Genomic DNA, 10,949 nt, shown 5'->3' with positions numbered 1-10,949 from the left:
CCAGCGGGTCCGGCCGACGCCGGCCACGCGGCGGCTTCTTTTGTCCCGGCAAGACCGGGTCGGAGTTCAGGCGATAGCCGGTCGCCTGGCTGATCCCGGCCTTTGCGGCAGCAATCGGAATGGAATGGGTCTGTTTGAGCGTCATGAAGAGCCTCATCTGGTGGTCGGTGACATGACGGCCCGGCATGAACGATCCCTCGTACGGAAAAATCGTCCTCTACCCGAGCCGGCCACGACCGTCAGACCCACCCCGGAAAATTGGGGCGAAACGTGGGGTTGAAGGCTCTCCGGTCGGGCTATGCCCTCCCTGCGACCCTTCAACCCCACGTTCTCATCCTGATTGACGCCGGATTCTCATCTTGTTTGTCGCGCTGCAGTTGATCGGCGTGGGCCTCATGGTGGGGGGCACAGGCTATCTTGTCTATAGCGTGCAGGTGTTTGCTCTGCCCGAAGGGGCAACCCTCGAAGCAGTGAAGGTGGCATTGCTGATGGTCGTCACGGCCGCGGAGCTGAGCTTCGCCCTGATGCTCATTCTGCGGGGGCCACGCCCTTCCACGCCGCATGCTGTGCAAGGCTGACCCAGAGCCGAGGACGGCGCAGAAATTTCCGGAAGCCTCAGAAGGGCGAACCGGCCCGGTTCAGGATGGAAAGGAGAAAGCCATGGACAATCGAAACTTCCAAGTTCGCGCCATCGGAGAGATTGCCATCAGGTGCGTCGACTATGGGGCCATGGTGGCCTTCTACCGGGATGTGATCGGGCTAAGTCTCATGAACGACCCGGACAACACCCCCATCGCGTTCTTCAGGATCGCTGAGGGCTTCGGAGGGCACACGGCGGTCCTGGCATTGTTCCGGCATGACGTGGAGGGCGCTGGCCGAGCCCACGGCAGTCCGAAGCCGCCTGGAACGGGACCCGCATCGTCGCTGCATCACCTCGCCCTCAGCCTCCCCTGGGACGAGCAGGATGCGGTAATGGCCTGGTATGAGCACCTCGGGCGTGCCTACGATGTTGAGTATTTCGACTGGGTCGGTTGGAGGGGAATTTTCACGCTCGATCCCGATGGCAACACCATCGAACTTGTCGCGAAAGACCCTGATCACCGATAGTTGCCCGAAATCGGCGTCTGCTCAATTGTCACCTGCGACCAATCGAACGATTTCATGGGCACTCGCAAACCGCGGGTCGGGTCAATTTCGACTTGCATAGCAACGGGGCCGAAAAAAGGGCTAACGACGTGAAGGACCGCGGCTCCCTCCGCTTCGAGGGTGAGATCGTCGCCGAGTTGGACGACGTGCACGATGGGCTCTGGCGCAACAGCGACAGCTGAACGTTACCGTGACCGTCTACGTCCGAGGCGAATACTCTGGTCGCAAGGACGCAACGGGCCAGAAACTGACATTCGCACGAAACGCAGCGAACGACCGGTCTCCGCCCTTTCTGATTATCTGTGATTAGCGAAGCTTCGAGGACGTCGGATTAGTCCGACACTGCCAGACCGCAGCGTTCCAGAACTTCCAAACTCGCCCGCAAGTCCTGTTAGTTTGGCGTATAAGCGGTCCGGAAGACCGATGATGGGCAATGAGACTTTCGACGCAACGCATCAGTCGAACGCGAACGAGCTGCCATGGCCCCGCTGAGGAGCAGTGCCCCAAAGACTTCACGAGGCTGACTGCGGGACCTCACAGGTAACGCATTGAAATTATTATTATTTAATGGGCAAAGTCCTCTCGCGGCGAGAAAAAATATGCGCGCCGCGAAAAAATATGCGCTCACCTACAGCCCTTTAGAAATCCAGGTTCTCCACGCTCAGCGCGTTTTTCTGGATGAATTCGCGCCGCGGCTCCACGACGTCGCCCATCAGCTTGGTAAAGATGTCGTCGGCCTCGGCCACGTCATCGACCTTGACCTGCAACAAGGTCCGGGCGTCCGGATCGAGCGTGGTTTCCCAGAGCTGGTCGGGGTTCATCTCGCCCAGGCCCTTGTAACGCTGAAGCGTGTTGCCCTTTTCGCCCTCTTCCAGGATCGCCTTCAAGAGATCGAGCGGACCGTGGATCACCTGATGACGATCCTTGCGGTGCAGGGTGGCCGCGCTGCCGTAGATTTCCTGGAGCGACTCGGTAAAGCTGCCGGTGCGGCGGGCCTCTCCCGAGCGCAGCATCGGGCCGTCAAGGGTGCGCACCTCTTCGACGCCGCGCAGGATGCGGGCCAAGCGGATGCCGTGATCCTGGGTGATCCTGCCGCGCCAGCCCATTTCGTATTCCAGCGCGATCAGATCGAGCCGCTGCGCCACCTTGTCGGCGACGCCCTGCAAATCGGCATCCACCGCGCCGGGCACGAAGGCACCGGCAATCGCCGCCTGTTCGAGAATGTGGCGCGGGTAATGCGTCGGGAAGGCGTCAAGCACGCGCTTGAGCTGGCGCGCCTCTTCGACCACCCGCAGAAGGTCCTGCCCGGTGATCTCCTCGCCGCCGGCGAGTTTCAGCACCGCGCCGTCAACCCCTTGATTCATCAGGTAATCATCCATCGCTGCCTGGTCCTTGAGATAGACCTCGGACTTGCCGCGGCTGACCTTGTAGAGCGGCGGCTGGGCGATATAGAGATAGCCGCCCTCGATCAGCTCGGGCATCTGCCGGTAGAAGAAGGTCAGAAGCAGGGTGCGGATGTGGGCGCCGTCGACGTCGGCGTCGGTCATGATGACGATCTTGTGGTAGCGCAGCTTGTCGATGTTGAACTCGTCCCGGCCGATGCCGGTGCCAAGCGCCATCACCAGGTTGCCGATCTCCTGGGACGAGAGCATGCGGTCGAACCGCGCGCGTTCCACGTTGAGGATCTTGCCCTTGAGCGGCAGGATCGCCTGGGTGCCCCGGTCGCGGCCGGTCTGGGCCGAGCCGCCGGCGCTGTCCCCCTCGACGAGAAAGAGCTCGGTCTTGGCCGGATCCTTTTCCGAGCAGTCCTTGAGCTTTCCGGCCAGGAAATTGACGTCCATCGCGGATTTGCGGCGGGTCAATTCCCGTGCCTTGCGGGCGGCCTCGCGCGCCATGGCGGCTTCGATGATCTTGCTGACGATCATCTTGGCTTCATTGGGGTTTTCCTCGAACCACTCCGACAGTTTCTCGCCGACAAGGTTCTCGACCGCAGGCCGCACCTCGGAGCTGACCAGCTTGTCCTTGGTCTGCGAGCTGAACTTGGGATCGGGCACCTTGACCGAGAGCACGCAGGTCAGCCCTTCGCGGGCGTCGTCGCCGGTAAAGTTCACCTTCTCGCGCTTGGCGATGCCGTTTTCCTGAGCGTATTTCTGGATCGTCCGGGTCAGCGCGCCGCGGAACCCCGCAAGGTGGGTGCCGCCGTCGCGCTGCGGGATGTTGTTGGTAAAGGGCAGCACCGTCTCATGGTAGCTGTCGTTCCACCACATCGCCACTTCGACGCCGATCTCGTCGCGTTCGCCCTGCACATAGATCGGCTCGGGCATCATCGCGTGTTTGTGGCGGTCGACATATTTGACGAATTCCTTGACCCCGCCGTCATAGAACAGCTCGATGTGCAGCGGCTCGGCCGGACGATCATCCTCGAGGATGATCTTGACGCCGGAATTCAGGAAGGCGAGTTCGCGCAGGCGCTTTTCCAGCACATGGAAATCGTAGTCGAGGTTCGAGAAGGTGTCGGTCGAGGCGAGGAAACGCACCTCGGTGCCGCTTTCGCCCTCGGCATCGCCGGTGACGCGCAGATGCTCGGTGGTCTCGCCATGTTCGAACTTGGCGTAATGCACCTTGCCGTTGCGCCAGACCCGCAGCTCTAGCCAGACCGAGAGCGCGTTGACGACCGAAACGCCGACGCCGTGCAACCCGCCCGAGACCTTGTAGGAATTGCTGTCGAATTTGCCGCCGGCGTGAAGCTGGGTCATGATGACCTCGGCCGCCGAGACACCCTCTTCCTCGTGGATGTCGACCGGAATTCCGCGGCCGTTGTCACGCACCGAGACCGAGTTGTCGGCGTGGATTTTCACATGCACATAGTCGGCATGACCGGCCAGCGCCTCGTCGATGCCGTTGTCCACCACCTCGTAGACCATGTGATGCAGACCCGAGCCGTCGTCGGTGTCGCCGATGTACATGCCGGGACGTTTGCGGACAGCTTCTAAGCCTTTGAGAACCTTGATCGAATCCGCGCCATATTCGGGTGCGGGTTGTGCTTGCTCGGACATGCGATGCCTTCTTTTTCTCTCGCCCGGAATATATGCGCTTTTTGCGTATATGTCACGCAGATGCCACAAGATTTTGTGTGTCGGCCGGTCCCCGCCGCGGGCTCTCTCGGGCCGTGGGGGGAGGTCCCGGATCGGGCCCGGGACAGGGGCGTCCGACGCACCACCGATGCCGCAGACCAGCCCCCGCCCCGATCCCGATCCGGGGCCGCCCCGCGCGCAATGGCACGCGCGGTCAGCCGGTGGCGATCGAGGAGGCGCCGCCCGTCTCGCTGACCTCGAAGCGCTGCGCCCGGGCACCCAGGTCGGCAAAAAGCTCCGGCCCGGTGCCGGTCATCCAGGCTTGGGCGCCAAGCGCGCAGATCTCGTCATAAAGCGCGGCGCGGCGGGCGGCATCGAGATGGGCGGCGACCTCGTCGAGCAGCAGGATCGGCGGGCTGCCGATATCGCGCGCCAGCGCCCTTGCATTGGCGAGGATCAGCGAGATCAAAAGCGCCTTCTGCTCGCCGGTCGAACAATCGCGCGCCGGCACCCCCTTGGCGGCAAAGACGGCGTGCAGCTCGGCCCGGTGCGGCCCCACCATGGCGCGGCCGGTGGCCAGATCGCGAAACCGGCTCTCAGCTAGCGCGGCGCGCAATTCCGCCTCGCCGGCCGGCATCTCGCCTTCGGTGGCGGTCAGGTCAAGCTCGCTCACCGGAAAGGCGGTCTCGGTGCCCGCCTGGGCCTCGGCGATCCGCGCGAGCGCCGCCTGCCGGTTGGCATGGATCACCGCGCCGGCGCGGGCCATCTGCACCTCGAGCGCGGCATACCAATGGGCGTCGCGCACCTGATCCTTGAGCAGACGATTGCGCTCGCGCATCGCCTTTTCGTAATCCAGCACCGCCTGGGCATGGTCGGGAAAGAAGCTCAGCGTCATCCGGTCGAGGAACCGCCGCCGCCCATCGGCGCCTTCGATCCAGAGCCGGTCCATCGAGGGGATCAGCCAGAGAACGCGGGCAAATTTGCCCAAGGCGATCTGGCTGGCGGGCTTGCCGTCGATCCTGACCTGCCGGGCGCTGCCCTGTTCTGACAGGCTCTCGATTTCACGGGCGCGGGTGTCGGCCTCGAGCATGGCGGTGATCTTCCAGCCCAGCGCCTCGGGCCGGCGGGTCATCTCTTCGGCGCTGGCCCGGCGCAACCCGCGGCCCGGCGACATCAGCGAGACGGCTTCGAGAATGTTGGTCTTGCCGGCGCCATTGGCGCCGTAAAGCGCGACGGGGCGGGCATCGGTCGTCATCTCCACGCGCTTGTGCGAGCGGAAATGCGAAAGTTTGAGGTGAGTCAGATGGGTCGGCATGACCTAGCCACGTAGCGCAAACCGCGCGATCGCCGCCGCAGACGGCCGGTCGGCGATGGCGCGGCGGCCTGCGGCCCAGATTCCGCGCCGGAAAGGCACTCAGACCCGCATCGGCATGACGACATAAACCGCGCTGGTGTCATTGCCTTCGCGCATCAGGGTCGGATCGCCGGCGGAATTAAACATGAAGACCGCGTTCTCGCGGTCCACCTGGCTGGCGATCTCCAGCAGGTATTTCGCGTTGAACCCGATCTCGAGCCGCTCATCGCCGTAGGCCACGGCCAGCTCTTCCTCGGCGGCGCCGCTGTCGGGCGCGTTCACCGAGAGCACCAGCCGATCCTCGTCCAGCGCCATCTTCACCGCCCGCGACCGCTCGGACGAAACCGTCGCCACCCGGTCGACCGCGCGGGCGAAATCGCTGGCATCGACTTCGAGCTTGCGGGTGTTGCCCTGCGGAATGACGCGGGTGTAATCGGGGAAGGTGCCGTCGATCACCTTGGACGTCAGCATGATGTCCGGCGTGGCAAAGCGCACCTTGGTCTCGGAGACCGAGACCGCGATTTCCATGTCGTCATCGTCCAGCAGCTTGCGCAGCTCGCCCACGGTCTTGCGCGGTACGATCACGCCGGGCATCTCGCCGGCGCCATCGGGCAGCGGGGCGTCGATCCGCGCCAGACGGTGGCCATCGGTGGCAACGCAGCGCAGCGCCTTGCCCTCTTCGCCATCCGCGACATGCATGTAGACGCCGTTCAGGTAATACCGCGTCTCTTCCGTGGAAATGGCGAATTTCGACTTGTCGAACAGCCGCCGCAGAACCGGCGCCGGGGCCGAGAAGTTGGACGAATATTCCGAGGTCGCCATCACCGGGAAATCCTCGCGCGGCAGCGTCGCCAGCGAGAAATTCGACCGTCCGGCCTCGACCGTCAGCCGGCCCGAGGCGCCTTCTTCGGCCAGAGTCACCAGCGCGCCATCGGGCAGCTTGCGAACGATCTCGTGCAGGGTGACGGCGGCAACGGTGGTGGCGCCGGCGCGTTCGACCTGGGCGGCGGCCTTGTCGACCACCTCGATATCAAGGTCGGTGGCGCGGAAGGACACGGTATCCCCCTCGGCTTCGATCAGGACATTGGCAAGGATCGGGATTGTGTTGCGGCGCTCGACAACCGATTGCGCCTGCGCGACGGCCTTGAGCAACGTGCCGCGTTCGATACTGATTTTCATACCCTGTCCCTCCGAAAGCCCGGGACCGGCACGTTAGCCGCATCCCCCCAGCGCTCCAAGCCCTTTTCGGGCAATTACGAGAGGTTTCCAATGGTTTGAGAGGGGCGTCAAGGGCACGACGGGCCAAGATCGCACTCGGCCCGCCAATCGTGCTTTCCCGCCTACGCTTCCAGCGTCCGGCGCAGCATCTCCAGGTCTTCGGCGATCTGGCCGTCCTGCACCTTGAGCTCTTCGATGCGCCGCACCCCGTGCATCACGGTGGTGTGGTCCCGCCCGCCAAAGCGGCGGCCGATCTCGGGCAGCGAGCGGCTGGTCAGCTGCTTGCAGAGATACATCGCCACCTGACGCGGCCGCGCAAACACCCGCAGCCGCTTCGGCCCGATCAGCTCGGACATGCGGATGTTGTAATGCTCGGCCACCTGGCGCTGGATCTCCTCGATGGTGATCTTGCGTTCCGAGGCGCGCAGCACATCGGCCAGACAATCCTGCGTCAGCTCCATGGTGATCGGCCGGCCGACCAGCGAGGCAAAGGCGAAAAGCCGCGTCAGCGCGCCTTCGAGCACCCGCACGTTGGTCGAGATCCGGTGCGCGAGGAATTCGAGCACCTTCTCGTCGAGCTCCAGCTCGGGATATTGCAGCCGGTGCGTCGCCAGCTTGGAATGCAGGATGCCAAGGCGCAATTCGTAATCCGTCGGGTGCAGATCGACGACAAGACCGGATTGCAGCCGCGACTGGATGCGGTTCTCCATATCCTTGATCTCGCCCGGCGCGCGGTCGGCCGAAATGATGATCTGCTTGTTCTGATCCACCAGCGCGTTGAAGGTGTGAAAGAACTCCTCCTGGGTGCTGTCCTTGCCGGCGATGAACTGGACGTCATCCACCATCAGCACATCAACCGAGCGAAAGATCTGTTTGAAATCCATCATTTTGCGGTCGCGAAGCGCCTGGACGAAACGATACATGAACTGCTCGGCCGACAGGTAGAGCACGTTGAGATGCGGCGAGCGGCTTTTCAGCTCCCACGCGATGGCATGCATCAGGTGCGTCTTGCCGAGGCCCACGCCGCCATAGAGAAACAGCGGGTTGAATGTCACCTCGCCCCCCTCACCGACGCGCCGCGCCGCGGCATGCGCCAGCTCGTTCGGCTTGCCGACGACAAAGGTGTCGAAGGTGAACCGCTTGTCGAGAGGCGCGCTGGGCAGCAAGTCGGCCAGATCTGCGCGTGATGTCATCGACTGTGTCGCCTTGGTTTGTGTTTGTCCGGTCCGGTCGGGCGTGTTCGCTGCACGCGACACCGCCGGCATGCTGGCCTTGTTGGCCGGCACGTCAAACTCGATCCGGCGCACATCCGCCCCGGCATTGGTCATAGCATACAGCAGCAAATCCCCAAAATTGCGCTGAACGTAATTGCCTAGAAAACTGGTCGGCACATTGAAATGCGCCACCCCGTCCGTCACCCCTTCGAATTGTAGCGGCTCGATCCAATTGGTGAAGTTGTTTGCTCCAACGGTCTCGCGCAACTGCCCCTGTAGTGCTCCCCACTGGTCTTTTGTCATGTGTCCCTGCGTCCGTTCCCATGTACCCGGCGGCCTCGCGGCTACCGGCGCTAAAAAATATGACCGGTGGTCCCCATACCGGGCGGACCCGGCAACACCAGCCATCCTATAGAAACACCTTTCCCCTCCGGAGACCGATGGACTCCGAGATTCGGCCTGGCGACCTTGTGTTTCCGTCTTGGACATGGCTTCGAGCACAATGCTCTAATATGCTGTAAACACGGCCGTATCCGGCTCTTGTCCACATCAATTCAGTCGGTGCAAATCGACTGGCTTCGCCTGTCCCCCCAGTGCGAGCTGACTCGCAAGACCGAAACTAGCAACCTCGCACGTAGAGCGGCAACCGAAACTAAATGTTGACTCGGGTTGTGCATAAAAAGAATCCCCAGCCCTGTGCAACAATGCCACTATGCCCATTTGCGCCCACTGATATTGCACGAAAAAAGCGCCCCAATGGGGCGCTTCCCGTAACTTTACGTCACTTGAACGGCTTAGCCGATTGCGTTGACCCGTGCCGACAGACGCGACATTTTGCGCGATGCGGTGTTCTTGTGCATGACGCCTTTGGTCACGCCGCGCATCAGCTCGGGCTGGGCCGCGCGAAGTGCCTTGGTTGCCGCATCCTTGTCGCCCGAGGCGATCGCCTCTTCGACCTGGCGCAGATAGGTGCGGATGCGCGAACGGCGTGCCTTGTTGACGGCAAAGCGCTTTTCGTTCTGACGGGCGCGTTTCTTGGACTGGGGCGTATTGGCCATGCTGATCTTCCCTTTCGCGGGTCTGGTATGTCGATGTTACGCGATGCCAGACCGGCCCGGACCTGATGTCACCGGGGATGATTCTAGCCAGAGCGGGCTGCACGCGCATGTATGGCGGCGGGATATAGTGAACTTCGCCGCCTTTGCAAAGGCCAAAAGCGCAGTCGCCCAGGCCTTTGCCGCTTCCGGTCTATTTGTCGCGGAACTGCGCTTCGCGCTTTTCCTGAAAGGCCGCCATGCCCTCCTTCTGGTCTTCGCTGGCAAAGAGCGACTGGAACAGCCGCTTTTCGAACAGCAGACCTTCGGACAGCGAAACCTCTTCGGCGCGGTTCACCGCTTCCTTGGCGGCGACGGTGGCCAGCATGGATTTCTCGGCGATCTTCTGGGCCGCGCCCTGGGCCTCTTCCATCAGCTTCTTGGCCGGAACCACGCGGCTGACAAGCCCGGCGCGTTCGGCCTCTTCGGCATCCATGAAGCGCCCGGTCAGGTGCATGTCCATGGATTTGGACTTGCCCACCAGCCGGGTCAGACGCTGGGTGCCGCCAATGCCGGCAATCACGCCGAGGTTGATTTCGGGCTGGCCGAACTTGGCGGTGTCGGCGGCAATGATGAAATCGCACATCATCGCAAGCTCGCAGCCCCCGCCCAGCGCATAGCCCGCCACCGCCGCGATGATCGGCTTGCGGGTGGCGGTGATCGCCTGGTGCTCGGTCCAGAAATAATCCTCGGTAAACACGTCCACAAAGGATTTCTCCGACATTTCCTTGATGTCGGCGCCAGCGGCAAATGCCTTGCTCGAGCCGGTGAGGATGATGCAGCGCACCTTGTCGTTCGCCGATGCCTCGCCCAACGCCTTGCAGAGCTCGCGCAGCAACTGAGAGTTGAGAGCGTTGAGCGCGTCCGGCCGGTTCAGGGTGATGGTGGCAACGTGGTCGTCTACTTCGACGGTGATCGTCTCATAGGCCATGTCAGATGCTTTCCGTTGTTGCGGTCGATTTCACGTGCTTATCACTCTGAATGTGCGGTTCAACCTATCTTTGGCACACCGGACAATAGAAGCTCGAGCGGCCCGATTGCACGATCCGCGCCACGGTTCCGGCGCATTCGGGGGTGCGGCAGGGCTGTCCATCGCGGCCGTAAACATCGAAGCTGTGCTGAAAATATCCAAGCTCGCCATCGGCTTGGCGGAAATCCTTGAGCGAGGAACCGCCAGCGGCAATCGCCTCTGTCAGCACGGCGCGGATTGCCGGCACCAGCCGCGCCGCCCGGACCGAAGAGAGGGCGCGCGCCTTGCGACGTGGCGATATTCCGGTGCGAAACAGCGCCTCGCAAACATAGATATTGCCCAATCCCGCGACGATCTTTTGATCTAGCAAGGCCGATTTGATCGGCGTATTGCGTGTTTTCAGCGCCGCCACCAGGTAGGATTCGCTGAATTCGTTGCCCAGAGGCTCCGGCCCCAGCTTCGCAAGGAGCGGATGCGCCTCGGCCCGGTCGGTCGCCATCAGATCCATCGCGCCGAACCGGCGCGGATCGTTGAAGGTGACACGCGCTCCGCCCGCCATGTCAAAGACCACATGGTCATGTTTTTCCGGCGCCGGGTGGTCGTGCACGAACCGCCCCAGCGGATCGCCGGAAATCAGGATGCGCCCCGACATGCCCAGGTGAATCAGCAGCGTCTCGCCGCTGCCCAGATCGGCCAGGATGTATTTCGACCGCCGCCGCAGCCGCAGAACAATCTGCCCTTGCAGCCGCTCGGCCATCCGTTCGGGGAACGGCCAGCGCAGATCCGGCCGGTTCACCGCCACCTGAGACATGGCGACACCCTCCATCACGGGGGCCAGGCCGCGACGAACCGTCTCGACTTCGGGCAATTCGGGCATTG

9 protein-coding genes and 1 pseudogene are annotated in these 10,949 nt (G+C 62.8%); 2 read left to right on the top strand and 8 right to left on the bottom strand.

Going from position 1 to position 10,949, the window contains the following annotated elements; all coding sequences use genetic code 11:
- Positions 1 to 187, bottom strand: a pseudogene (locus tag PVW49_RS04550) (IS21 family transposase); the annotation flags it as partial.
- 172 nt (positions 188 to 359) lie between these two features.
- On the opposite strand from PVW49_RS04550, the gene PVW49_RS04545 reads away from it, so the two are divergent.
- The gene (locus PVW49_RS04545; RefSeq protein ID WP_274589994.1) at positions 360 to 578 is read left to right on the top strand and encodes a hypothetical protein; all 219 of its coding nucleotides are present in this window, start codon (positions 360 to 362) and stop codon (positions 576 to 578) included.
- 82 nt (positions 579 to 660) lie between these two features.
- A complete protein-coding gene (locus tag PVW49_RS04540; RefSeq protein WP_274589993.1) occupies positions 661 to 1,107 on the top strand; it encodes a VOC family protein in 447 nt (148 codons plus the stop codon).
- A gap of 677 nt (positions 1,108 to 1,784) precedes the next feature.
- Here PVW49_RS04540 and gyrB read toward each other — a convergent pair.
- The 7 genes from gyrB to mutM all read right to left on the bottom strand — a co-directional run bounded on the left by gyrB (position 1,785) and on the right by mutM (position 10,947).
- On the bottom strand, positions 1,785 to 4,202 hold the full coding sequence (gene gyrB / locus PVW49_RS04535; protein WP_274589992.1) for a DNA topoisomerase (ATP-hydrolyzing) subunit B: 2,418 nt from the start codon (positions 4,200 to 4,202) through the stop codon (positions 1,785 to 1,787).
- 232 nt (positions 4,203 to 4,434) lie between these two features.
- Entirely contained in the window at positions 4,435 to 5,535 is a 1,101-nt protein-coding gene (recF, locus tag PVW49_RS04530; RefSeq protein ID WP_274589991.1) for a DNA replication/repair protein RecF, read from the bottom strand.
- A 99-nt stretch (positions 5,536 to 5,634) separates the two neighbouring features.
- Entirely contained in the window at positions 5,635 to 6,753 is a 1,119-nt protein-coding gene (dnaN, locus tag PVW49_RS04525; protein ID WP_074836547.1) for a DNA polymerase III subunit beta, read from the bottom strand.
- Between the two features lie 161 nt (positions 6,754 to 6,914).
- Positions 6,915 to 8,309 (bottom strand): chromosomal replication initiator protein DnaA, encoded by a 1,395-nt coding sequence (dnaA, locus tag PVW49_RS04520; RefSeq protein ID WP_048528875.1) that lies wholly within the window; start codon positions 8,307 to 8,309, stop codon positions 6,915 to 6,917.
- A 491-nt stretch (positions 8,310 to 8,800) separates the two neighbouring features.
- Positions 8,801 to 9,064: a 30S ribosomal protein S20 gene (rpsT, locus tag PVW49_RS04515; RefSeq protein ID WP_048533612.1), complete on the bottom strand. Its 264-nt coding sequence runs from the start codon at positions 9,062 to 9,064 to the stop codon at positions 8,801 to 8,803.
- A gap of 190 nt (positions 9,065 to 9,254) precedes the next feature.
- Positions 9,255 to 10,031 carry an enoyl-CoA hydratase gene (locus PVW49_RS04510; protein ID WP_048533611.1) on the bottom strand — a complete coding sequence of 259 codons (777 nt, stop codon included), beginning with the start codon at positions 10,029 to 10,031 and terminating at the stop codon, positions 9,255 to 9,257.
- 64 nt (positions 10,032 to 10,095) lie between these two features.
- Positions 10,096 to 10,947 (bottom strand): bifunctional DNA-formamidopyrimidine glycosylase/DNA-(apurinic or apyrimidinic site) lyase, encoded by an 852-nt coding sequence (gene mutM / locus PVW49_RS04505; protein WP_274589990.1) that lies wholly within the window; start codon positions 10,945 to 10,947, stop codon positions 10,096 to 10,098.
- Positions 10,948 to 10,949: the final 2 nt, after the last annotated feature.

Origin of the sequence: Marinovum sp. PR37, assembly GCF_028807375.1 — a bacterium.
GTDB lineage: Bacteria > Pseudomonadota > Alphaproteobacteria > Rhodobacterales > Rhodobacteraceae > Marinovum > Marinovum algicola.
Note: the sequence above shows the minus strand (reverse complement) of the source record. Positions and strands in the feature narration are given on the sequence as shown.

Coding starts and splice junctions, on each gene's coding strand:
- PVW49_RS04540 (WP_274589993.1), top strand. CDS start 661: ATGGACAATCGAAACTTCCAAGTTCGCGCCATCGGAGAGATTGCCATC.
- gyrB (WP_274589992.1), bottom strand. CDS start 4,202: ATGTCCGAGCAAGCACAACCCGCACCCGAATATGGCGCGGATTCGATC.
- recF (WP_274589991.1), bottom strand. CDS start 5,535: ATGCCGACCCATCTGACTCACCTCAAACTTTCGCATTTCCGCTCGCAC.
- dnaN (WP_074836547.1), bottom strand. CDS start 6,753: ATGAAAATCAGTATCGAACGCGGCACGTTGCTCAAGGCCGTCGCGCAG.
- dnaA (WP_048528875.1), bottom strand. CDS start 8,309: ATGACAAAAGACCAGTGGGGAGCACTACAGGGGCAGTTGCGCGAGACC.
- rpsT (WP_048533612.1), bottom strand. CDS start 9,064: ATGGCCAATACGCCCCAGTCCAAGAAACGCGCCCGTCAGAACGAAAAG.
- PVW49_RS04510 (WP_048533611.1), bottom strand. CDS start 10,031: ATGGCCTATGAGACGATCACCGTCGAAGTAGACGACCACGTTGCCACC.
- mutM (WP_274589990.1), bottom strand. CDS start 10,947: ATGCCCGAATTGCCCGAAGTCGAGACGGTTCGTCGCGGCCTGGCCCCC.